Annotated in this window: 21 protein-coding genes and 1 tRNA gene; 14 read left to right on the top strand and 8 right to left on the bottom strand. The window is 59.0% G+C overall.

Going from position 1 to position 22,444, the window contains the following annotated elements; genetic code table 11:
- Positions 1 to 22 precede the first annotated feature (22 nt).
- From HF931_RS01045 to HF931_RS01030, 4 genes are all read left to right on the top strand, one after another.
- Positions 23 to 107: transfer RNA gene (locus tag HF931_RS01045), tRNA-Leu, on the top strand.
- A 329-nt stretch (positions 108 to 436) separates the two neighbouring features.
- Positions 437 to 1,819, top strand: a complete 1,383-nt coding sequence (mgtE, locus tag HF931_RS01040) for a magnesium transporter (RefSeq protein WP_035550734.1) — start codon at positions 437 to 439, stop codon at positions 1,817 to 1,819.
- Between the two features lie 107 nt (positions 1,820 to 1,926).
- The gene (locus HF931_RS01035; protein WP_273241527.1) at positions 1,927 to 3,084 is read left to right on the top strand and encodes a lysozyme; all 1,158 of its coding nucleotides are present in this window, start codon (positions 1,927 to 1,929) and stop codon (positions 3,082 to 3,084) included.
- Between the two features lie 36 nt (positions 3,085 to 3,120).
- Positions 3,121 to 4,293 (top strand): isovaleryl-CoA dehydrogenase, encoded by a 1,173-nt coding sequence (locus HF931_RS01030; RefSeq protein ID WP_273241525.1) that lies wholly within the window; start codon positions 3,121 to 3,123, stop codon positions 4,291 to 4,293.
- Here the strand turns inward: HF931_RS01030 and HF931_RS01025 are convergent.
- Positions 4,290 to 6,086: a patatin-like phospholipase family protein gene (locus HF931_RS01025; RefSeq protein ID WP_273241524.1), complete on the bottom strand. Its 1,797-nt coding sequence runs from the start codon at positions 6,084 to 6,086 to the stop codon at positions 4,290 to 4,292. The two genes, HF931_RS01030 and HF931_RS01025, sit on opposite strands and share 4 nt — an antisense overlap.
- Before the next feature lie 117 nt (positions 6,087 to 6,203).
- Here HF931_RS01025 and HF931_RS01020 point away from each other — a divergent pair, with 117 nt between their 5' ends.
- The 6 genes from HF931_RS01020 to HF931_RS00995 all read left to right on the top strand — a co-directional run bounded on the left by HF931_RS01020 (position 6,204) and on the right by HF931_RS00995 (position 11,377).
- The gene (locus tag HF931_RS01020) at positions 6,204 to 7,811 is read left to right on the top strand and encodes a carboxyl transferase domain-containing protein (protein ID WP_273241523.1); all 1,608 of its coding nucleotides are present in this window, start codon (positions 6,204 to 6,206) and stop codon (positions 7,809 to 7,811) included.
- Positions 7,812 to 7,813: 2 nt separating this feature from the next.
- Positions 7,814 to 8,347 carry a hypothetical protein gene (locus tag HF931_RS01015; protein WP_273241522.1) on the top strand — a complete coding sequence of 178 codons (534 nt, stop codon included), beginning with the start codon at positions 7,814 to 7,816 and terminating at the stop codon, positions 8,345 to 8,347.
- Positions 8,348 to 8,428: 81 nt separating this feature from the next.
- Positions 8,429 to 9,016 (top strand): NAD(P)H-dependent oxidoreductase, encoded by a 588-nt coding sequence (locus HF931_RS01010; protein WP_273241521.1) that lies wholly within the window; start codon positions 8,429 to 8,431, stop codon positions 9,014 to 9,016.
- A gap of 117 nt (positions 9,017 to 9,133) precedes the next feature.
- A complete protein-coding gene (locus HF931_RS01005) occupies positions 9,134 to 9,442 on the top strand; it encodes an EF-hand domain-containing protein (protein WP_272981658.1) in 309 nt (102 codons plus the stop codon).
- A gap of 83 nt (positions 9,443 to 9,525) precedes the next feature.
- Positions 9,526 to 10,572 carry an acyltransferase family protein gene (locus HF931_RS01000; RefSeq protein WP_273241520.1) on the top strand — a complete coding sequence of 349 codons (1,047 nt, stop codon included), beginning with the start codon at positions 9,526 to 9,528 and terminating at the stop codon, positions 10,570 to 10,572.
- A gap of 4 nt (positions 10,573 to 10,576) precedes the next feature.
- Positions 10,577 to 11,377 carry an enoyl-CoA hydratase-related protein gene (locus HF931_RS00995; protein ID WP_273014762.1) on the top strand — a complete coding sequence of 267 codons (801 nt, stop codon included), beginning with the start codon at positions 10,577 to 10,579 and terminating at the stop codon, positions 11,375 to 11,377.
- A 7-nt stretch (positions 11,378 to 11,384) separates the two neighbouring features.
- Here the strand turns inward: HF931_RS00995 and HF931_RS00990 are convergent, their stop codons facing one another.
- On the bottom strand, positions 11,385 to 11,705 hold the full coding sequence (locus tag HF931_RS00990) for a hypothetical protein (protein WP_035550757.1): 321 nt from the start codon (positions 11,703 to 11,705) through the stop codon (positions 11,385 to 11,387).
- A gap of 141 nt (positions 11,706 to 11,846) precedes the next feature.
- Between HF931_RS00990 and HF931_RS00985 the strand changes: the two genes are divergently transcribed.
- A complete protein-coding gene (locus HF931_RS00985; protein ID WP_273241518.1) occupies positions 11,847 to 12,740 on the top strand; it encodes a DUF817 domain-containing protein in 894 nt (297 codons plus the stop codon).
- Here HF931_RS00985 and HF931_RS00980 read toward each other — a convergent pair.
- Positions 12,700 to 13,083, bottom strand: a complete 384-nt coding sequence (locus HF931_RS00980) for a hypothetical protein (protein ID WP_273241517.1) — start codon at positions 13,081 to 13,083, stop codon at positions 12,700 to 12,702. The genes HF931_RS00985 and HF931_RS00980 overlap by 41 nt on opposite strands.
- 69 nt (positions 13,084 to 13,152) lie before the next feature.
- Between HF931_RS00980 and HF931_RS00975 the strand changes: the two genes are divergently transcribed.
- Positions 13,153 to 15,054 carry an acetyl/propionyl/methylcrotonyl-CoA carboxylase subunit alpha gene (locus HF931_RS00975; RefSeq protein ID WP_273241516.1) on the top strand — a complete coding sequence of 634 codons (1,902 nt, stop codon included), beginning with the start codon at positions 13,153 to 13,155 and terminating at the stop codon, positions 15,052 to 15,054.
- A gap of 131 nt (positions 15,055 to 15,185) precedes the next feature.
- Here the strand turns inward: HF931_RS00975 and HF931_RS00970 are convergent, their stop codons facing one another.
- Positions 15,186 to 15,515 (bottom strand): hypothetical protein, encoded by a 330-nt coding sequence (locus HF931_RS00970; protein ID WP_273241515.1) that lies wholly within the window; start codon positions 15,513 to 15,515, stop codon positions 15,186 to 15,188.
- A gap of 204 nt (positions 15,516 to 15,719) precedes the next feature.
- Positions 15,720 to 17,060, bottom strand: coding sequence for a glutamate--tRNA ligase (gene gltX, locus HF931_RS00965; RefSeq protein ID WP_273241514.1), 1,341 nt, complete (start codon positions 17,058 to 17,060; stop codon positions 15,720 to 15,722).
- A gap of 130 nt (positions 17,061 to 17,190) precedes the next feature.
- Here gltX and HF931_RS00960 point away from each other — a divergent pair, with 130 nt between their 5' ends.
- Entirely contained in the window at positions 17,191 to 18,018 is an 828-nt protein-coding gene (locus HF931_RS00960) for a hypothetical protein (protein WP_273241512.1), read from the top strand.
- Here the strand turns inward: HF931_RS00960 and HF931_RS00955 are convergent.
- Together HF931_RS00955 and HF931_RS00950 are read right to left on the bottom strand one after the other, a co-directional pair.
- Positions 17,985 to 19,247 carry an MFS transporter gene (locus tag HF931_RS00955; RefSeq protein ID WP_273241510.1) on the bottom strand — a complete coding sequence of 421 codons (1,263 nt, stop codon included), beginning with the start codon at positions 19,245 to 19,247 and terminating at the stop codon, positions 17,985 to 17,987. The two genes, HF931_RS00960 and HF931_RS00955, sit on opposite strands and share 34 nt — an antisense overlap.
- Complete coding sequence (locus HF931_RS00950; RefSeq protein ID WP_273241509.1) at positions 19,240 to 20,889, bottom strand: NAD+ synthase; 1,650 nt, start codon at positions 20,887 to 20,889, stop codon at positions 19,240 to 19,242. The genes HF931_RS00955 and HF931_RS00950 overlap by 8 nt, the downstream gene beginning before the upstream one ends.
- A gap of 194 nt (positions 20,890 to 21,083) precedes the next feature.
- Between HF931_RS00950 and HF931_RS00945 the strand changes: the two genes are divergently transcribed.
- Positions 21,084 to 21,536, top strand: a complete 453-nt coding sequence (locus HF931_RS00945) for a hypothetical protein (protein WP_273241508.1) — start codon at positions 21,084 to 21,086, stop codon at positions 21,534 to 21,536.
- A 13-nt stretch (positions 21,537 to 21,549) separates the two neighbouring features.
- Here the strand turns inward: HF931_RS00945 and HF931_RS00940 are convergent, their stop codons facing one another.
- Entirely contained in the window at positions 21,550 to 22,443 is an 894-nt protein-coding gene (locus tag HF931_RS00940) for a hypothetical protein (RefSeq protein ID WP_273241506.1), read from the bottom strand.
- Between the last annotated feature and the right edge of the window lies 1 nt (position 22,444).

Raw genomic sequence — 22,444 nt, 5'->3', positions numbered from 1 at the left:
GTCTGCCTCATTGAAGACCAGTGCGGTCATGGCGGAATTGGTAGACGCGCAGCGTTGAGGTCGCTGTGGGGCAACCCGTGGAGGTTCGAGTCCTCTTGACCGCACCATTCATTCGCGGTGGCGCTCCGCGCCAAAAATCGATCAAGGATCGATTTTAGCGAATGAATGAATTCAAAGACTCATCCCGGCTTCGTTTCACTTCGCCCTGGATGCAGCTCAAGGCTGCTGCGGTGGCGCTCCGCGCCAAAAATCGATCGAGGATCGATTTTAGCGAATGAATGAATTCAAAGACTCATCCCGTCTCTATTTCCCGTGTGCGCGCGCTTCACAGCTCTCCGCCACATATTGTTGGCAGCCTGTGAATTTCCCGCGAATCCCTGTCACCTCCGAGCATTCGGTTCTTGCCGACGCAGATTAACAACGGCAAAGAGGCGACATGACCGAACAGTCCGTTCAGCCTGCGCAGGCCGCTGAGACGCCAAACGTCGATCCGGACCTGCTGGAAGATATCATCGAGTCGATCGATGAACGTGATACCCGCTGGCTGGCGCGGACGCTGCAGCGCATGCACCCGGCCGATGCGGCGGATGCGCTGGAAGCGCTATCCTTCGACACGTTTTCCGAAGCTGTGGAACTGCTGGGCGGCGAATTGCCGGCAGACATCCTTATCGAATTGCGCGATTCCTATCGGGAAGAGGCGGTCGAGGTGCTGCCCGATGCAGCCGTTGCGAGCGCGCTGGATGAGCTCGACTCCGATGATGCAACCACCATCCTTGAAGACCTCGAAGATGATCGGCGCGAGCGCATCCTGGAAGACCTCGCGCCGATTGACCGGGCTCAGCTTGAGCGTGGTCTTTCCTATGAAGAGGAATCGGCTGGCCGTCTCATGCAGACGGAATTTGTCGCTGCGCCGGAATACTGGACGGTGGGCCACGCTATCGACCATGCGCGCGATATCGGCGAGGAATTGCCCGAAGTCTTCTATGAGCTTTACGTTATCGACCCCGGTCACCGCTTGATCGGCATCGTCCAGCTGGCAACCCTCCTGCGGACGGCGCGCGATGTCCAGCTGTCAGACATCATGAAGGACCCGCTCTCCTCCCTGAAGCCCGACATGGATCAGGAAGAGGTGGCGTTCCAGTTCCGCAAATACTCGCTGGCCGCGGCGCCGGTCACAGACGAGGGCGGGCGACTGGTCGGTATGATCACGGTCGACGATATGGTCGACGTCATGCAGGAAGAGAACGCAGAAGACTTGCTCTCCTTGCTCAACGTGACCTCGGCGGATGGGGCCGATACTGTCTGGGATACGGTCAAGGCGCGGGCCCCCTGGCTGGGGGTGAATCTGTTTACGGCATTCATCGCATCGGCGATCATTTCGCTGTTCGAGGGGGCTATCGCCCAAGTGGTGGCGCTGGCCGTACTGATGCCAGTCGTGGCGGCGTTGGGCGGCAATGCAGGCAGCCAGGGGCTCGCCGTGGCTGTACGCGCCATTGCAGAGCGACAATTGGATGGCGATGCAGCGCGCCGCGCCATTCTTCGCGAAGTGCTCAGCGGCTTCGTCAATGGATTGATCTTCGCCATTGGGGTGGGGGTAATCTCATTGGTATGGTTCCGCGATATCGAACTGGCGCTTGTGATCGCTACGGCGATGCTTGCGACATTCGTTTGGGCTGGGCTCTCCGGCATTCTCGTTCCATTGGGATTGAAACGCCTTGGTGCGGACCCTGCGGTGGCGTCCTCTGTATTCGTGTTAACCCTGACCGATGTGATGGCATTCTTCAGCTTTCTGGGCCTTGCCTCAATTGTTTTGCTTTAAAATGAAGGCGTTGGGCCAGAATCTCGCCTCTCAGGTGAAAGGGCGCGAGAATTGCAGTGTCACACCGTAGTAAAAAACAGAACTGTCCCAGAATGGGAGCCTTTTGCATGGCCGGAAACATGCGCACGTCTGATACGGGGGTCGAACTCATCAAGAGTTTCGAGGGCTTCCGTGCGCGTGCCAGTCGGCTGCCGGATGGGAAATGGCTGATCGGGTATGGGCATACGGAAACCGCGCGGGCCGGACTGAAGGTCAGTCCGTTCGATGCCGAACTCATCTTGCGCTATCGCGACCTCAAACGAATTGAGGATCACCTTGCACAGCAGGTCTTCACACCGCTTGCCCAGAATGAATTCGATGCACTGGTCTCCTTCGCTTTCAATATCGGGCTGAAAGCCTTCGATGCCTCAGATGTGCTGGCGCACCTGAATTCCGGTGACCGCATACTTGCTTCGGAAGCCATGAGCAGTTGGCGGCGGGGCAGGGTGGATGGCCAGATCCGGGTGATCGATGGCCTTGTCCGCCGCCGCGCTGTTGAAGTCGCGATGTTTCTCGACACGCCGCGCCAGAGGGTTGCGATCCCCAGCGCCCTGGTTCGTCCGGAGCGCGATGGCTTATCCGGGCTGAATTTGTCCAGGGAAGGTTCCGTTGTTCTGGAATCCCGGCCCGAGGCAGAACGTGCCCGATCAACGCCAGAGCGCGAAAGCGCTCCTGAAGCTGCCGCCCGTGCCGTGGCGCAGCGGCTGACGCGTATTCTGGGGGAGAATGGCTCGCTTGCTTCGGGAGAGACCGGGATAGAGCCAAGCGGTGATTCCACGGTCGACGAAATTACACGTGCCGTGTCCGCTCTGGCAGGCCCCGAAGGAAATGGCGACCATCCGCCGCCAGCCTCCATGTCTGAACGGCGTCGCGCGCATCGCCCGCAAGAGCCTGAAGATGAGCTACAGGTGTCGACGCGCCAGATTGTTGTAGACGACTTGGCGAAGGTGCATGTCGACACGAGCCGCCGGACCACGCCAGCACAAGAGGAAGTGGCTGATTTCGCGCCACCATACAATCTCCGTTGGGTGCCGTTTGCCCTTCTGGCCGGCCTTGGCACGATTGGCCTTTACGCGGGGCTGCGGCGCATCGTGACCGGATCGGCCAGCCGAATTGGCGAAACCGCGACGCAAGGTTACAGCGGTCCGCTCCTGACACTCGGTGGCGGCTTTCTGTTGTTTGTGTCAGTTTACTATCTCTACCGCATGCTTGCCCGCGAGGATTAGGCTGACAGGCGGGAAAAGAATTGCTAGGTCACCGCCATGATTCCGAACACATATCCCACATTGAACTTCGATCTCGGCGAAACTGCCGACATGATCCGCGAAACGGTGGCAAGTTTTGCTCAGAACGAGCTTGCGCCTCGCGCCGCCGAAATTGATCGGACGGACACGTTCCCCCGTGACCTGTTGCCGAAGATGGGCGAGCTCGGCTTGCTGGGCATCACCGTCGAGGAAGAATGGGGCGGCACCGGACTTGGCTATCTAGAACATGTCGTCGCGATGGAAGAAATTTCCCGCGCGTCGGCCTCGGTTGGCCTCTCCTATGGCGCGCACTCCAATCTGTGCGTGAACCAGCTACGACGCTGGGGGAATGATGACCAGAAATCCCGCTACCTGCCCAAGTTGATTTCCGGAGAGCATTTGGGCGCGCTCGCGATGAGTGAGAGCGGCGCGGGCTCAGATGTCGTATCCATGAAACTGCGCGCAGAGAAAAAAGGCGATCGCTATGTGCTGAACGGCACGAAGATGTGGATCACCAATGCACCGGATGCAGACACGCTGGTTGTTTACGCCAAGACAGAGCCAGAGGCCGGATCGCGCGGCATCACCGCCTTCCTGATTGAACGGGATTTCCAGGGGTTCTCCGTGGCGCAGAAGCTGGACAAACTCGGCATGCGCGGATCGGAAACAGGCGAGTTGGTTTTCGATAATTGCGAAGTGCCGGAGGAAAACGTCATGGGCCCGCTGAATGGCGGTGTTGGCGTTCTGATGAGCGGCCTGGATTACGAGCGCGCGGTGCTGTCTGCTGGCCCGACCGGCATCATGCAAGCCTGCATGGATGTCGTGATCCCGTACATCCATGACCGGAAACAGTTCGGTCAATCGATTGGCGAGTTCCAGCTGATCCAGGGCAAGGTGGCGGACATGTATGTTCAGATGAACGCGGCGAAAGCGTACGTCTATGCCGTGGCCAAAGCCTGTGACCGGGGCGAGACGACCCGCAAGGATGCCGCTGGCGCCATTCTGTATGCGGCCGAAACCGCCACCAAATTGGCGCTTGATGCGATCCAGATTCTGGGCGGCAATGGCTATATCAATGAATACCCGACCGGACGTCTGCTTCGCGATGCCAAGCTCTACGAGATCGGGGCAGGGACGTCGGAAATCCGCCGTTGGTTGATTGGCCGGGAGCTTTTCGGCGAAACGGCTTAAGCTGGGCAGCACAATTCCTTGATTTTCTTGCCTTCGAAGGCTTTCATCGTGGCGACATAGCCAGCCTCGACGGTTTCATCATATGCGTCCCAGTCGCGCAATTGCACATCGGCCAGTTGTGGCAGGACAAGAACATCGGCCATGTCATGGCCGAATTTCGTGTCTGCACGGATTGTGGCCGTGCGCATCAACAGGCCTGCAATTGGGGGCGGGCTGGAGAAGCCATTGTTGAACACCCAGCGGAAAAAGCCCGGTGGGTCTCGGAATTCAGCGAGATCCATGTTCTCCGGCTGGCGAGTCACGTCGGACCCGATGACAAACCCACGATGCATGTCACGCATGATGTCCGCCGGAAAATTGTTCAGCACCGCGCCATCCACCAGCAGGTCTTGCCCATCCACGACCGGTGGAAGAATGCCGGGCAGGGAGATAGTGGCGCGAAGGGCATGACGCAGTAAACCCTCGCGATGGATGCGCGTGGCGCCGCTGGTGAGATTGGTTGAGGTACAGAAGAAAGGCAGGTGCAGGTCCCCGATTTCTGCCTCGCCAAAATGTTCTTTCAGACGCGCATTCACCCGCGCACCTTTGACCATGCCGACTACCGGCAGATGGTAATCGCCCAGCGGGTTGCTCTCCACGAATGCTTTCCGGATGCGGAGTTCGATTTCAGCATCACTCCACCCCATGGCGACGCAGGCGGCCACGACAGACCCCATTGAAGCGCCACCCGTGAAGTCGATCGGGATGCCCATTTCCCGCATCGCTTTCACAACGCCAATATGGGAATAGGCGCGCGCGCCGCCGCCAGACAGGATCAAACCGACTGAGACGCCAGCCATAATGCGGGCGAGCCTGTCGCAATCATTCCCCTCGACCTGGTTCCAGTGGAACACGCGGGTCGCGCCGGACGCGGCGACCCATTCGACGGGCTTTGCACCGCGACGCTGGTCACCATGATGCAGCAACACGACGTCGACCAGCTTCAGTGCTCGCGCCGGAGACTCATCATCCGGCATCAATGGGTTGGACGGTCGGGCATCGGCGCGGCCAACGACCCAGATCCGATCCGCCTGACGCATGGAGAGCCGGAACCAGGCATTGTCCCCAATGGCCGAGATCAGGATCACGACATCATGCGTGCGTTCAAGCTCGTCAAAATAGGCGGCTGGGCGCTCATCCCCCATAGACTCATCAACAATGATGGCTTTTCGGCCAAGCCTCTCCAGGGCCTGTTTGAGTGAGCGTGCCCGCAGCTTCAGGTCGATCGTCGGGGAGGTGGCTACCAGCGTGTAGACTTTCGGCGCAGCGCTCGCCACGCGGTCACCGGATTTGCCAAGCCGCTGCAGGATCACGCGAATCATGGATTCCAGCAATTCCGGCTCGGCGCGGACCATTCGGTCCCATCCCTTGCGAGACACACCGACCACCTCAGTGTCGCGCAGCGCGTAAACCGAGCTGGTATGTGGCGCATCATTTGGCTGGCCATCACCCGTCAGGTCGACACCGCCCAGGAATAGCGACATTTCACCTGCCGGTTCGCCAGAGCGAATATGTCCAATGAATTCAGTCTTGGCGTGTGGGCCTTCGCGGAAGATGCCCAGCGTGCCAGACAAGACAAAGTATAGCGTGTCGGCAGCTTCACCGGCCAGGTAAAGCGGCTTGCCGGCAGGGATGGAAAACCATTTGGCTTCCTTGCCCGCGGCCCGCATGGCGCGGCGAGGCACATCTTTCAGGAATTCAATGGCCCTGAGGCGGGGAGTGATATCGAAGCCCATGTTGGTGAACATGCCCATTTCGATTCCCTTTTCATAGCCTTTCGATCATCCTGTGTGTTTCAAATTCGCATGACGTCCGCGTGACACGCGCGCCGCACGCCGCTAAGCAGGCACAAAATTCCAGTGGGAGGCTTTATGCCGGTTCTGAAATCCAACCTAGATGTTTCGGGAAGCAAATTTGCCGCCAACAAGGCCGCGATGGAGACGCTTCTTGCCGAACTGCGTGAGAAGACGTTCGAAGCATCCCTCGGGGGACCTGAAGCATCCCGCCAGCGCCATATCGACCGGGGCAAATTGTTGCCGCGCGAACGTGTCGAACGTTTGCTGGATCCGGGCTCTGCATTCCTAGAGATTGGCGCGCTGGCCGCGAATGGGATGTATGACAATGAGGCCCCCGGCGCGGGCCTGATAACGGGTGTTGGCCGGGTCGAGGGGCGCGAGTGTCTGATCGTCTGCAATGATGCGACGGTAAAGGGCGGCGCGTATTTTCCGATGACGGTAAAGAAACACCTCCGCGCGCAGGAAGTCGCACTGGAGAACCATTTGCCGTGCATCTATTTGGTCGATTCTGGTGGCGCGAACCTGCCGCACCAGTCGGAAGTTTTCCCGGATCGAGAGCATTTCGGGCGCATCTTCTACAATCAGGCTCAGATGAGTGCGAAGGGCATCCCCCAGATCGCCTCCGTGATGGGAAGCTGTACGGCGGGCGGCGCGTATGTACCGGCCATGTCGGATGAAACAATCATCGTGCGCAAGCAGGGCACGATCTTCCTCGGCGGCCCGCCGCTGGTGAAGGCTGCGACGGGGGAGGTAATCTCCGCCGAAGACCTTGGCGGCGCGGATGTGCATACGCGCCAGTCCGGCGTGGCAGACCATTATGCAGCTCATGACTCCCATGCGCTTGCTATTGTCCGGTCCATTGTCCGCACACTGGCAAAGCCGAAACCGCAGCCCTTTGATCTTACCGATCCGGCAGAGCCTCTTTATGACCCTGCGGAGTTGCATGGCCTGGTACCACAGGATGTGCGGGAGCCTTACGATTCCCGTGAAGTGATCGCTCGTCTTGTCGATGGCTCCGAATTCCATGAGTTCAAGAAACTTTATGGCGAGACGCTGGTCTGCGGCTTTGCGCGGCTTTATGGCATGCCGGTGGCAATTCTGGCCAATAACGGCATCCTGTTCTCGGAAAGCGCGCAAAAGGCCGCGCACTTCATCGAACTGGCGGACCAGCGTCGCATTCCGCTGGTCTTCCTGCAGAACATTACCGGCTTCATGGTCGGTTCGAAATACGAGGCGGGCGGCATTGCCAAGGATGGTGCCAAGATGGTCACAGCTGTGGCGACAGCCAGCGTGCCGAAATTTACCGTGGTGACCGGCGGCAGTTTTGGAGCCGGCAATTACGGCATGTGCGGTCGGGCCTACAGCCCACGCTTTCTGTTCATGTGGCCAAACTCGCGCATTTCCGTCATGGGCGGCGAACAGGCGGCCAGCGTTCTGGCCACGGTCAAGCGCGACGGCATCGAGCGCAAGGGTGGGGAATGGTCCGCCGAGGAAGAGGACAGTTTCAAACAGCCGATCCGCGACCTCTACGAGGCCGAAGGCTCTCCCTACTTCTCCACGGCGCGCCTCTGGGATGATGGCATCATCGACCCGGCTGATACGCGCCGCGTCCTTGGCCTCGCCCTGTCAGCCAGCCTAAATGCTCCGTTCCCGGACAGGGGGTTCGGCGTGTTCCGGATGTAGACATGAGCAAGTATAGCGAGCTAGTCACTTCGATAGGTCCCTATGCTTGGGAACTCACGCTTGCAATACTCTTTACTCTGATAGGCGCCGTCTTCTCTCGACACGAGATCGGAAAACGCGAGCGTCGCGCTGTTGTGAAAGAGATCATCACGATTCAACGGCGGCTTTTCAATTTTGCTACACGAAATTGGACCCAAGAAGGCGGCAACCGCGAGGTGTGGATGATTGAGCTACTTGTAGAACGAGTCGGCACGTTACGCACGATGGTAACTTCTAAAGACAAACTACCCGAGAAGCTCGATCAGTATTTCACATCATATGAAGTCGCATTGCAGGAGTTCGGAGCCATCTTCACCTCTGCTACGCGAAGAGGTGAACGCTTTTGGAAAGCGTATGAGCGTACCACATTTACGGCGCGCCAATTGAGCCGTACTCTTTCAAAGCACTACACAGCTGAGCAGTTGGAAGTGTTTGATCAGTTCGATGGGGCAAGAGACTCCCTTCGCCAATCGAGCGACACAAGTTTTCTGACGTGAAATTGTCAGTAGTAATCCTACGTATAAGGCCGCATCGCCACGCGTGGTAAACAGTTCTTGTTCCTGACAGGAGGCTGACCCGTGTCCAAGAGAATCTGCATCATTGACGGCCATCCGGATGCAAATCCGGACCATCTTATCCATGCGCTTTGCAATGCATACGAAACCGGTGCGGTGGAGGAGGGGCATCAAGTGTCGCGCATCAACGTTGGCGGTATGGACGTGCCCTTCCTGAACTCTCAGGACGAGTTCGATACACCTCCGCCTGAGCCCATTCTGAGTTTGCGGGAGCAGATCGGCGTTGCGGACCATCTCGTCATCGCCTTTCCGCTCTGGATGGGCGGCATGCCGGCCCGGCTGAAGGCGTTTCTGGAACAGGCAGCGCGTGCGGGCTTCTTTCTGAAGCCAGGCCAGTCTGACCATGAGTGGCCCGAGCGCATGATGAAGGGCAAGTCTGCGAGGATCATCATCACAATGGGCATGCCGGATTTGATGTACCGTTTCGGAATGGATGCCGGCGCTCTTAAAGCTCTGGAGCGCGGTGTGCTTGGCCTGTCCGGCTTCAAGCCGATGCATCACACCATCATTGGCAGTGTGGGCGCGCTGACAGAGTCGAAGATCGAATCCTGGATGACTTTCATGAAGGAGATCGGTGGCGAAGCCGTTTGATCGCTTTCATTACATCTTCGTCGTGAACGTCTTTTCACGCATCATTACCAGCCATTTCGCGTACCTTCGTCTCTGTCGCGGTCCCCTGCGACACCTGAAGTGAGAAGGAGTTCGAATATGATCAGACGCAGCAGCTTTCTCGTGACAGCCGCCATGATGACGGCCCTGATGGGCCACGCGGGCGAAATGCCCGACTTCTCGCAGTTGGATCTGGATGATGACGGCCTGATCAGTGAGGACGAGTTTGTGAGCCATCATGCCAACGCAGGCGCGGCCAGCGAGGCAGAGGCGAAGGCCCGGTTCACCAAGCTTGACCTGAACTCGAATGGTACCGTGTCCGAAGAAGAACTGGCAGACGCCCTTGCTGCCTGGCGGGGACGGTCCGAAGACAGCGCTGTCATGACGGCGCCCCAACCCGCTCGGTAGGGAAGCCGTCAGGCAGGTGCTGAAGGGGTCCGCCGGTCCTGCGGACCCCTTTTCATTTGAGGCCGATACGGTAAACACGCGCGATGTCTGAAGCGCACTCGTCCACGGCGAACAGGTTTGATCTCATCCGTCTGGCGCTCGCCTCGACGGTTTTTGTCTACCACGCCATCGTTTTGTCATCGCTCGCGCCAATGAGTGGGTTGGAGGCAGGATGGGGCCAGCTCGCAGAAATCGCCATTCAAGGCTTCTTCATCGTGTCCGGCGCTTTGGTGGCGGGATCTCTGGTGCGATCCCAAGGTCTTGCGGACTATGCGGGAAAGCGGGTGCGAAGGCTGTATCCGGCCTATCTGGTCGTTGTCTTGATCCCAGCAATCATCTGTTTGCTGATGGGCGGAGACGTTCGAGGCGTCGGCGAGTACATCGCGGCCAATCTGGTTTTCCTGAATTTCCTGTCGCCGGACTTGCCGGGCGTGTTTGAAGGCAACCGCTTCACGGAAGTGAACGGTGCGCTTTGGACGCTGAAGATCGAGGTGATGTTTTATATCTGCCTTCCGGTCATAGGTTGGCTGCTCAGATTGTTCGGACGGGCAAAATGGCTGTTTCTGATCGGAATTTATGCGGCGGGAGAGGCGTGGCGCCAGCTTGTGCCGGTCATGCTGGATCATCCCGATGCGCCCATGCTTGCGCGTCAGTTGCCAGGCCAGATGGCCTTCTTTGCCAGTGGTATTGCGCTTTGGCAGATGTGGGGTACCGCAAAGGCGAAGCCGCTTTGGTTCGGATTGGTGGGATTCCTCGTGACCGCGCTTTCATTCGCGCATCCCTGGTTGGAGCCGCTGCGCGCGGCGGGGCTGACGGGCTTGATAGCTTGCATCGCTTTCCTGCCGGGCCCGGCCTTGAATGCGGCTCGTTTTGGCGACATCAGCTATGGCGTCTACATCACGCATTTTCCCATACTACAGGCTTTGGTGGCGCTCGGTGTGTTCGCCTCGTTGGGATATGCGGCCGGATTCATGCTCTCCGCCGCGCTGGTGATCGCCGCCAGCTATGCGCTGTGGCATCTTGTCGAACGGCCCGCCTTGCGCCCGTCCAGCCACTACCGCAAGGTGGCAGAATACACTGAACAGGAATGATCCCATGCGCGATTCCGAATACGATCTCATCACGCTTGAAGCGACGCAGGAGGGCCTCGCCGTCGTTACACTGAACCGCCCGGATGTGCACAACGCATTCAACGCGGAGCTGATTGCGGAGCTGACAGATGCCTTTCACACGATTGCAGACCAGCGAACGATCCGGATGATGATCCTGCGCGGGGCGGGAAAGAGCTTTTCCGCTGGCGCAGACCTGAATTGGATGAAGCTGGCGGCAACGCACACGCGCGACGATAACGAACGCGATGCCATGAATTTGGCCGAGATGCTACGGGCGCTTTACGAGATGCCGCAGATGACATTGGCGTTGGTCCAGGGGGCCGCGATGGGCGGCGGCGCGGGCCTTGTGGCGGCGTGTGACGTGGCTGTCGCCATGAAGGGTACGAAGTTCCGGTTTTCAGAGGTGCGTCTCGGCCTGACCCCTGCCACGATCAGTCCCTACGTTATTGAAGCGATTGGTCCACGCTGGGCGAAAGCACTATTCACCACGGCGGAAACGTTCGATGCCGACTATGCCGAGCGGCTCGGGCTCGTGCAGTATGTCGTCGAAACCGAAGCAGACATGACGGCGATGGAGGAGCACCTCGCAGATCTGGTCTTTGCCGCTGCGCCGGGCGCTGTTGCCGACAGCAAGGCGCTGGTGCGGGACGTGTCGGGTGTGTTCATCGACAAGGACCTCAGCCACGATACGTCAAAGCGGATCGCGGCTCGCCGTGCATCAGAAGAGGGCAAGGAAGGTATCGCCGCCTTCCTGGACAAGCGTCCGCCTAGCTGGGGGAAGTAGGCTCTCCTCAGACGGGGAGGCCCCAGTCTCTCAACACGTGAATCGTTGCGTCGACCGGGTTGATCCCGGTCATTGCCTCAATCTGATTCTGGAAGACGTAGGCCACAATTCCGAACAGGATGATATAGATCACGAACTGCATCAGGGATTTCAGGATGAAGGCGCCTGCGCTGCCGGCGACAAAGCCAATGGCACCAAGGATCAGTGAGCCTGCCACGGGGCTGAGATTGCTGACATCTGCGGCCTGAGTGAAGCCGATGTAACCGCCGACACCTGCGCCGATTATGCCCGCAACACTGCTGATCCTGATCCCTGAAGCATAGGCCATAAGATACTCCCGTGGTTTACCTGCGTTAACCCTTACGATAGCTCGCCGGGCTGTCAAAGGCGGAATTTGGACGGGCAATCGCCCCCTCGTGGCCGGGCTTGCACCTCGTTTGCGCCGTGTTTGGACCGGATAGACATGTGGATGACCATGCCGCCCCCCAATTCGACTCGTTTGCAAATTCGTCTTCATGATGCGCGTGCGGCGCTGCATGCGCGATATGTGCGCGGGCCCGTGTCACAGGCTGTGTTCGAATTCGTCGCCTTTGGCATCAAGCAGGGGTGGGCCTGCCTGTTTGGCGGTCTCATGCTGGGCCTGCTCCTGGCCACCTTTCTTTGGTATCCTGAAACGGCGATACTCAGTCGGTATGATTTCCTTGTTCTAGGGGCGATCGTGATCCAGGTCGGCATGCTCTGGACTGGGCTGGAGACCTGGGAGGAGGCCAACGTCATCCTCGTCTTCCACATCGTCGGAACGGTGATGGAATTGTTCAAGACGGCGCATGGCAGCTGGATCTATCCTGAAGACAGCTTGCTGCGCATCGCGGGCGTGCCGCTTTTCACGGGTTTCATGTATGCAGCAGTCGGCTCATATCTCGCGCGAGTCTGGCGACTGTTCGAGTTCAGGTTCGACCGATTCCCGCCACTCTGGATTCAGGCTGCCCTTGCCACAGCCATCTATGTGAACTTCTTCGCGCATCACTGGCTGCCGGATATCCGAATCGGACTGTTTGCGGCCACGGCGATGGTTTACGGCCCTTGCGTGGTCTGGTTTCGCGCCGATGAAGCGCATAGGCCGATGCCGCTCGTAATCGGCTTCATATTGGTGGCATTGTTCATCTGGTTTGCGGAGAATATTGGCACATTCACCCGCGCCTGGGCCTATCCCGGCCAGACTGAAGGCTGGCATCCGGTTTCCCTATCCAAGCTCGGTGCATGGTATTTGCTGATGATCATCAGTTTTGTTCTGGTGGCGTGCGTCCATCGCAGCGGGCAGGCTAGTCAGCGCTCGCTGTCATCTGGGACGCGCAGGCCATGAAAAGATCGTCGACCACGTCAAAATACTTGATCTCCGCCGCGCTCAAGGCCTCTCGGCTAACTCCGGCGACTGAGGCGCGCTCATAGATCTGGTCGTCTGGCACGTTTCCTCGCAAGGCGTCGCTCATCAGCATCCAAAGACGAACCTGCTGGTCGCCAGCATCTGTGCGGCTCACCCAGTTTCTGACATTTGCCGTGATACAGCCGCAGGCAGGCTCCATTCCCGGAAGCGCCTCACCGCATTGTTGGGCGAACGCATTCATCACCGGGTCGACATCCAGAAATTCTGCGTTTGCGGGCAGTATCACCAGCAGTGCTGACAGCATAAGGGCCGGGTATTTCATACAGTTTGACCTTCCATAGCAGAGCCCTGATGCTTGTCTTTGTCGACAAAATCGGGTCTTGCTTCTCCCATGTTGAAAAAGCTCCTGATTGCCAATCGCGGCGAAATCGCCTGTCGCATCATGGCCACTTGCCGGGACCTCGGCATACAAACCGTGGCCGTTTATTCCGACGCCGATGCCCGCGCAAAACATGTTCGCGAATCGGACGAGTCTGTTCATATCGGACCTGCTCCGGCCACAGAAAGCTACCTGAATGGGGAGGCTATCCTTGCCGCAGCCAAGGCCACAGGCGCGGATGCGATTCATCCCGGCTATGGTTTCCTGTCCGAGAATGCTGATTTTGCGGAAGCGGTGGAGAACGCAGGCCTGATCTGGGTCGGGCCGTCGGCCAAGGCGATCCGGTCCATGGGGCCAAAGGATGAGGCAAAGCGTATTGCCGAAGAAGCAGGTGTTCCCGTGCTGCCCGGGTATCGCGGGGAGGGGCAGGATCTGGAAACGCTCGCCGAGGCTGCCCAAAACATCGGGTTTCCATTGCTTATCAAGGCCGTGGCGGGCGGCGGCGGTCGCGGGATCCGCCTTGTCAGCGAGCCGGGCCAATTGAAAGCCGAACTGGAAAGCGCGGTGCGCGAGGCGGAAAGCGCCTTTGGTGATGGCCGGGTGATGCTGGAGAAACTGGTCCAGCAGCCGCGCCACATCGAGGTACAGGTGTTCGGCGATGCACAGGGCAATGTCGTCCACCTCTATGAGCGCGATTGCTCGCTTCAGCGCCGCCGCCAGAAAGTCATCGAAGAAGCGCCCGCACCGGGCATGCCGGAAGACGTACGCGCGGCGATGACGGATGCAGCGGTCAAGCTGGCCAAGGCGGTCGGCTATCAGGGAGCCGGTACCGTGGAGTTCATCGTGGATGGATCGAAACCGCTGGCGGTAGATACGTTCTGGTTCCTGGAAATGAACACCCGCCTTCAGGTCGAGCATCCGGTGACGGAATGCATTACGGGGCAAGATCTCGTCGAATGGCAGTTGCGTGTCGCGTCCGGTCAGCCACTTCCTCTGGCACAGGATCAGATCCCTTTGATTGGCCACGCCATAGAGGCGCGTGTCTGCGCGGAAGACCCGGCTGACGGTTTCCGTCCGGGTGCAGGTTTGATCCTGGAATTTGGATTGCTGCAGCCGATTGATGGCGAGACCATTCGTTGGGATGCCGGGTTTGAGACCGGTGACCGTGTGCCGTCGAACTATGACTCCATGATCGCCAAGCTGATCGTGTCGGGTGGAGACCGTGATGAGGCGGTGGACCTGTTGGTGGAGACGCTGACCCATACACAATTGTCCGGCGTACCGGCAAATACCGGCTTCCTGCGCCGCTGCGCTCAGTCTGATGCGTTCCGGGACGGTACACATCACGTGAACTGGATTGCCGAGCAGGGAGACGCTCTGACTCATTCGCCATCGGAGCATCAGCACGCCTCAGTGCTGGCGGTCAGTGATATTCAGCTTGATGATGCTGGCGCAGGTATGCCCTGGGATATTCGCGACGGTTTTCGGTCAAATGCAGCGCCCGTCCGCAAGGCGGCTGTGGCCGTCGGTACGGATGCGGACTGGTTCGACCCGGTGGACCATGATGTGGCGGCTGAAACACCGCTGCCTTTCGTAACAGATCTGTCGCCGCGCCGGTATGCTGTGACGACAGGTGGCGACACGGTGCTGGTTGAGGTGCCGGATTATGATGCAGACGTCGAGGCGGTACTTGGCGGAGATTCCGTCAGCGCGCCCATGCCCGGAAAGCTCTTGTCTATTCAGGTAAAGGCGGGCGACACGGTGGCCAAGGGTGACCCTGTAGCCGTAATGGAAGCCATGAAGATGGAGCACACACTGCCCGCACCGCGCGACGGGGTGGTCGCGTCAGTTGAGGCCGCTGCCGGAGACCAGGTCGCGGAAGATGACGTACTGGTTCATCTGGAGGCGGAGTAACCCCCACCCTTCACATGCTGGTGTGCTGCCCCCTGTCCGATGGGTGAAATCGGACCAGACCCGCGCGCCCGGAGAGTGGTGTGGAGGCGCGACAGGCAGGGAACATGTAAAGGGTAGGGGCCGCTGCGTGACTAGGCCGCGACAGCGTAACCGGAATGAATGCGGACCGGGGCTTGCGCTTCTGCGCGATAGCGGCGGTGGACGATGGGCGGGGCGCTGATCTCGCCGAGCGGGTTGGCCGCATAGGCGGTCGGCTCGGTCTTCAGGATCAGTTCGTCATACTCATTACGGGCGATAGACACCGGGACAGCCGAACCGTCGCGGTCTGCGGCGCGGAATTCGACGCCAGTCGATACCAGGGCAATCGCCTGTTCCAGATCCATCCGGAACCCGTCGCCATAAACGACATCGCGCGACTCGACTGGATCGTACTCACATCCCTTGATCACCAAACCCGACATGCCGAAACCCCTTATCAAACTGTGTGCTGAACCTGTTCTCCGCCTGACCGGCGATGTGAGAACATAAGCAGAATATTCACTTTTTGGAAAGGAAAAAGTTCCGATTTTGTTCTAAAATTTCAAAATCAGAATGGAATCAGGACTCTCGTGTTGAAAGTCTCCCGCTATTCGCTTTGTTCACGTTGGGTTCGCTATGGAAAGTGACTAGCTCTGCAGCCGTACCAATGCACGCTCCCGTCCGATTAACGGCAACAACGCGCTCATGTCTGGGCCGTGTTCCTGGCCGGTCAGCGCCTTGCGCAGCGGCATGAACAGGCCGCGACCCTTGCGGCCGGTTTCGGCTTTTACGGCGTTGGCCCACGCGCTCCAGCTGTCGCCCGTCAATTCGCCTTCGGGCAACAGTTTCGCGGCGGTCGCAATGAAGTCCTTGTCTTCCGCATCGACCAGTGAGGTCACGTCGCCGAACACAGTCTCCACCCAGCCCGTCACTTCGGGCAGAAGAGAGCAATTCTCGCGCACCACGCTCCAGAAGGTTTCGTCCGCCGCGCGTGGGTCCACCGCGGCGAGGCGGTCTTTCACAGCCTCAAACGGCAGGCCATGCAGAATCGCCGCGTTCAGCGACAACAGCTCTGCTTCGTCGAAGCGGGCGGGTGCGCGACCAATCTTGCCGAAATCGAATTCTGCGACCAGCTGCTCCAGGCTTTCGCGCGCTTCGACATTGTCGGACGTGCCGATCTTGGCCAGCAGAGAGCAGACGGCCATCGGCTCATAGCCTTGCGCGCGCAGTTCCCCCATTGAAAGGGAGCCGAGACGCTTCGACAGGCCCTGGCCATCCGCGCCAATGAGGAGGGGGGTGTGCGCCATGTCTGGCGCCGTGCCGCCCAGCGCCTTGACGATCTCGATCTGAGCGCCGGAATTCGTTACATGGTCTTCGCCGCGGACGACATGGGTAATCTTCGCCTCGATATCATCGACGACCGAGGGCAGCGTATAGAGATAGGAGCCATCTTCGCGGATCAGGATCGGGTCAGACAGGCTGGATGTGTCGATGCTTTGCGGGCCGCGCACCAGATCATTCCACTCGATCCGCTCGCCGGAGAGTTTGAACCGCCAGTGGGGGCTGCGGCCCTCGGCTTCCAGCTTTGCCTTGTCATCATCGCTCAGAGCCAGAGCCGCGCGGTCATAGACGGGTGGGCGTCCACGCGACAGCGCGATCTTGCGCTTGCGGTCCAGTTCGTCTGCCGTCTCGTAGCAGGGATAGAGCAGGCCCATCTCGCGCAACTTGTCTGCGGCGGCGTCATATTCGGCGAACCGGTCAGACTGGCTGAAGCTGTCGTCCCAAGTCAGGCCCAGCCAGGCAAGGTCGGTGCGGATGCCGTCCTCATATTCCTGTGTCGAGCGTTCTGTATCGGTGTCATCAATGCGCAGAATGAACTTTCCCTGCTGCCCCTTGGCGAACAGCCAGTTGATCAGCGCCGTGCGCACATTGCCAACGTGCAAGCGGCCAGTGGGGGAGGGTGCAAAGCGAACAATCGGTGCAGTCATGGAAAAAACCTGTTTTGAAGCGTGCTTTCGACATCAAATTGCGCAAAAAGCCAAGGGAGGGATGCCACATTCTTGCTAATGTGCGTGCTATTGTGCGAGGGGCAACTGAGTCGCCGTCGAGGAGAGCTAGATGAGACTGGGCTGTATTCTTATCGCAGCGGGCCTGCTTGCGGCCTGCGGGCAGGAGCGTGAGGCCGCGCCAGCAGAGGCGCCTGTCGCCGCAACTGCGCCGTCGGAATCATCAGAACTGAGCAGCGCGCTGGAAGAAGAGCCTGCGCCGCTGCCGGCCGATGATGTCGATTACCAGACGCTGTCAGGATACGATTCCACCTGGTATGTCAGTGCAGGCTGGCCGGGGGAGTATCCAGCCGGATTTGCCGTTCTGGATGCAGGTATCAGCGCGCCCGCCTGGACCGTACCGAATGGCGATCGCGAGGCTGATGCCAGCTGCACTCTGCCGCAATTCGCCAATTACCAGCTCTGGAACACTGAGCGCGTGGAGGGCGACGACCTTCGCTTCTTCGTCGCGACCAAGACATTCCCGGTAACGCTCAACCAGAATGCCAGTGTGGAATACATTTCCGATGGTGAAATTCGCAAGCTTGAACTGACTGCGGGCGACCAGCTGACTTTCCTGCGCTATCTGGGCGAGGGGTTCACCGTCTTGTCGTTTGAAGGCGTCGAGTACGGGATCAACGAGGCCGAGTTGCGCGATGTCAGCGATATCGGTTCAATGCCCACGGTCGAAGACCAGTGGGTGCGTGTCACCTGCGCAGATGGCAGCCAGCCCTGGCTGCTCTATGCGGCGATGATAGAGCTCGACGGGGTGGTGCCATCGCCCATGCTGGCCTACGGCGAGTCATGGGACATTGCGCCTGAAGACGTTGAGCAGGTTCGCGCCGAGGCCGAGGCCAACCGCCTTGCCTATGAGGGGCTGGAGCCCGGCGTTCTGGAGTAAACGTCCATCGCGATGGCATTCAGCCGACCTCGCAGGGCCAGCAGGATGATGCTTGCGCTGACGGAGATCGCGGCCATGCCTGCCAGCTGGACCGAAAACGCGATACCGGCGTCAATCAGGTATCCTGTTACCAAAGGGGAAAGCGCGGAGGCGAGCACGATGGCGGCGAAGGTCAGCGCGCGAACCTCTCCCAGATATCGAAGTCCGAACAATTCCGGCATCAGCGTGCCGGCAAGGGCGGAATCCGTTCCTGCGGTCAGCCCGATCAGCACCATTGCCACGGGAACCACCCACACAGCGTCCACCGGCCAGAGCAGCGCGAGGCCCGCGGCCATCGGCAGCTGATAGACGGCCATCATGGCGCGGGCGCTGAACCTGTCGATCAGTCCGCCTGCAAACAGGCTGGCAACGATCCGGGCCAGCGCAAAGGCGGTAAAGGTGGCAGCGAACAGGCCTGCGCTCCACCCCTTCACATCGGTCAGGTGCAATTGATGGAAGAACAGCGCTGTCATCATGGCCGCCGGGTTCACCGCGCACAGGATCAACACCCAGAAAACCGGCGCGCGCAGGACCTCCCGTCGCCGCCAGCTTTGTTTGGCCGGGGCAGGGCGCGTACTTTCTGTCTCTGTCAGATCTGTTGCCTGGCCTTCCGGCATGCGGTCCTTCGCCAGCAGGCCCCACAGCACCGGGCCAAGGCCAAGCGCCAGCGCGGCGGCTGACAGGGTCCAGGCCAGCCGGTCGCCGGTCAGGGCGATCAGCGCCACCGCCGCCGCCGGAACGATGGCAATGCCCGCCGCATGGCCCAGAGACACAATGCTGACCGCCATGCCGCGCCGCGCTTCAAACCACCGCCCGGTCGCCGTCATCGCCACATGGCCCATCATGCCCTGGCCGAACAGGCGCAGCAGCAAATAGGCCGCAAACAGCATGACCGGGCCCTGCACCCCCGCCATGACGAGGCAGGCCAGCGACAGTCCGGCAACGGTAATCATCGCCGCCGTGCGCGCCCGCACGCGGTCCACGATCTTGCCGAATTCCAGCAGGATCAGCGCGCTGGACGTGGTGGCCAGCGCATAGACAAGGCCCAGTGAGCCGTGGCTGAAGCCGAACCGCTCGATCAGCGCAGAATTGGAGAGCGACACAAAATAGGTTTGCCCGAAGGCAGACCCCATCGTCATCAGGAACCCGGCCAGCAGCCAGCGGAAATTCCCGATGAGAAACCTAGTCATCCCGGAACCGGTTCGTGATCGGATAGCGCCTGTCGCGGCCGAAATTCTTGCCGCCGACCTTCACGCCGGGCGGGGCCTGACGGCGCTTGTACTCCGCGATGTAGAGCAGATGCTCGATCCGTTTCACCACGGCCCGGTCATGCCCGCGGGCGAGGATGGCCTCGATCGGCTCTTCCGCGTCCACCAGGCCGCGCAGAATGTCATCCAGCACGTCATAAGGGGGCAGGGAGTCATCATCGCGCTGGTCTTCGCGCAGTTCGGCGCTTGGCGGCTTGGTGATGATCCGCTCCGGGATCACTTCGCCGCCGGGGCCCAGCGCCCCGCGTGGCACCGTCGTGTTGCGCCACTTGGCCAGCTCGAACACTTCGGTCTTGTAGAAATCCTTCAGCGCATTGTAGCCGCCGCACATGTCGCCATAGAGCGTGGCATAGCCCACCGCCATTTCAGACTTGTTGCCCGTGGTTACCACCATATGGCCGAACTTGTTCGACAGCGCCATCAGCGTCACCGCGCGCAGGCGGGACTGGATGTTCTCTTCCGTCGTGTCCGGCTGGGTGCCGGCAAACTGTTCGCCCAGCATCTCGTCCAGCGCGCCGACGCCGGGGGCAATATTGATGCTGTCATATGTCACGCCCAGCGCCTCTGCGCAGGCCTTGGCGTCTTCCAGACTGTCCGAGGACGTATATTTCGACGGCATCATCACACACCAGACCCGTTCCGGCCCCAGCGCGTCCACCGCAATCGCCGCCGTCAGGGCCGAGTCGATCCCGCCGGACATGCCCAGCACGACGCCGGGAAAGCGGTTCTTGTTGACATAATCGCCCAGCGCAATCACCGCCGCGCGGTATTCGGCATGCCAGCCCTCGGTCAGCTCCGCCTTCGCCTCGCTGGCGAAGCGGTGCGTGGCCGGATCATATTCCACCAGCGCCGTGCCGGTCACGAAATCGCCCAGCAATTGGTGCTCCGTCCCGTCATGGTCCACGGCATAGGAGCTGCCGTCAAAGACCAGCTCGTCCTGCCCGCCTACCTGGTTGACGAACAAATACGGCACGCCCGTCTTGCGCCAGGCCGAAAACGTTGTGTGCCGCTCTACCTGCACGGTCCGCCGCCAGGGTGAGCCATTCGGCACGATCAGCATCTCCGCCCCCGCATCATGCAACAGGCTGGGCACGCGCGGATACCAGATGTCCTCACAGATCGCGACGCCGATCTTCACGCCATGAAACTCGAACACGGGCAGGTTTTCGTCGCCGGCATCGAAGATGCGCTTTTCGTCGAACACGCCATAATTGGGCAGTTCGCGCTTGTCATATCGGCCCTTGATGGCCCCGCCAGACAGCCAGACGGCGGAATTGTAGCGCTTGCCATCTTCCGCCCAGGGCGACCCGATGATGATGTCCGGCGCGCCATCCGTCTCAGCGGCCAGATCGCGCACCGCCTGCATGGAATCCTCCACCGCGGCGGGCTTCAGCACCAGATCCTCGGCCGGATAGCCCAGGATGAACAATTCCGACAGCACGACCAGATCGGCGCCCGCCGCTTTCCCCTCGGCCAGCGCGCCCCGCGCCAGCTCCAGATTGCCCCCAATATCCCCCACCACCGGGTTCAACTGCGCGACCAGAATTTTCAGCTTTTTGCTCATAAGGAGCATTTAGGGGGCTGCGAAGGGAATGGCAATCACATGAAACTTGATTCCGGTTTCACTTTGGGCCCCTTTGCAAGAAAGCCACGAGCATTGATTTGCATTGTTCGACTTCGATGCATCTTCGACTTCTTTGGAGAATTGGTATGACCTCAAGCAACGACGACTATTAACACAAGCTTCACACGATCCGAATGTCGCATCTGTATGAAGATGCGCGCGTAAGCACCGGCGCAACCATTAACTTCGCATCTGGAGGGATAAGAAGTCTATTTCTTGTTCACGGAGGTGCACTAATTGCTCTTCTCACCTTCGTTGGAAACGCAGGTTATGAAAAAGCAACGTTGTCTGGATTGCAGTCCGCATTCTTTCTGTTTGGCGGCGGACTGTTTTTCGCTTTGACCGCAGCATTCGGCGCTTACTTTGCACAGGCACTCGCTACATTGAGTTCCACTTACGATGCTGAGTTCATCTACTTCAACCAAACAGGAAGTTCAGAAATTTCAAGAGAGATGGAAAAAAAAGCAGATAGGGAACGTTTCAGATCAAATGCGGTACGTATCACTGCCGTAGTATCTGCTGTGATATCTGGGTTCACATTTCCTGCAGGAGTTTTTGTTGCTGCAAACGCGCTTGTTGTGGCGTAGTCTGGGAACAGATTCAGTTAAGCCGGACCAATTCTGCTAGAAGTACGTCCAATTCTCTACGGACATCGACTTGATTTGCGTTCGGAAGGGCTTCTTTTTTTCGCATCCCTTCATGCAAGTACGAATCTGCAATGTTTCGAAGAGACACGTGCAAGTGTTCCATGGACTTCTTGAACGATCGTGATCCGTGGTGGTTGGTCACATCGTTGAAGGTGTTTTTTCCAAAAGCTGCAGGAACGTGATCAATTATTGAGCGCGCTATCATTGCAACTGAGAAGAAGCAATCCGAAGAGTACGCGGAGTTAAGTTCTTCACAAAGACGAATTAGCTTTGCGAAATCTATAGTTTCAGAGTTTAGCTGCTTCAATTCATCAATCCGCTTTGGACTGATATATGTAGTTTCCGTTTTGCTAGAGGAATCCACTGTTGCTTTGGGTGCTTTTCTTCGAGCAATTCGTTCAGATGCGCCCATAAGTATTTCGCTGATTTCTGTTACGCATGCAAATGAAGGGCCTCCTAACCAGCCTCCAGTTCCATTCGAGTAACTTGTTTCGAGTGATCTGTAATATCCGCTATCGGGACCGAAATTTTCTCGGAGTAACTCAGACGCTTCAACAAACAGTCTTTCAAACTTGGCCGAGTCATCGGTACGCAGAAACATGCCGGTAAGGTTGTCTCCTTTCACAAATTTGGATCTCAATGCACTGATCCGCTCGGATAAATCTGCGAGTTCTTCTGCAACAAGCCGACCGTTCGCGAAGTCATCAAGCCAAATTTCTACGAGTGCGGCTTTCTCCGCACCGTATTTCTTTGCAGCTAGGCGATATTTAACCTCTTCATATCCAAGCCCCATCAACGACTTTCTGAAATCTTTTCGCGCCTGTGGGTCGTCAAACTGCGTACTCATA

Origin of the sequence: Hyphomonas atlantica corrig., from assembly GCF_017795365.1 — a bacterium.
Classification (GTDB): domain Bacteria; phylum Pseudomonadota; class Alphaproteobacteria; order Caulobacterales; family Hyphomonadaceae; genus Hyphomonas; species Hyphomonas atlantica.
Note: the sequence above shows the minus strand (reverse complement) of the source record. Positions and strands in the feature narration are given on the sequence as shown.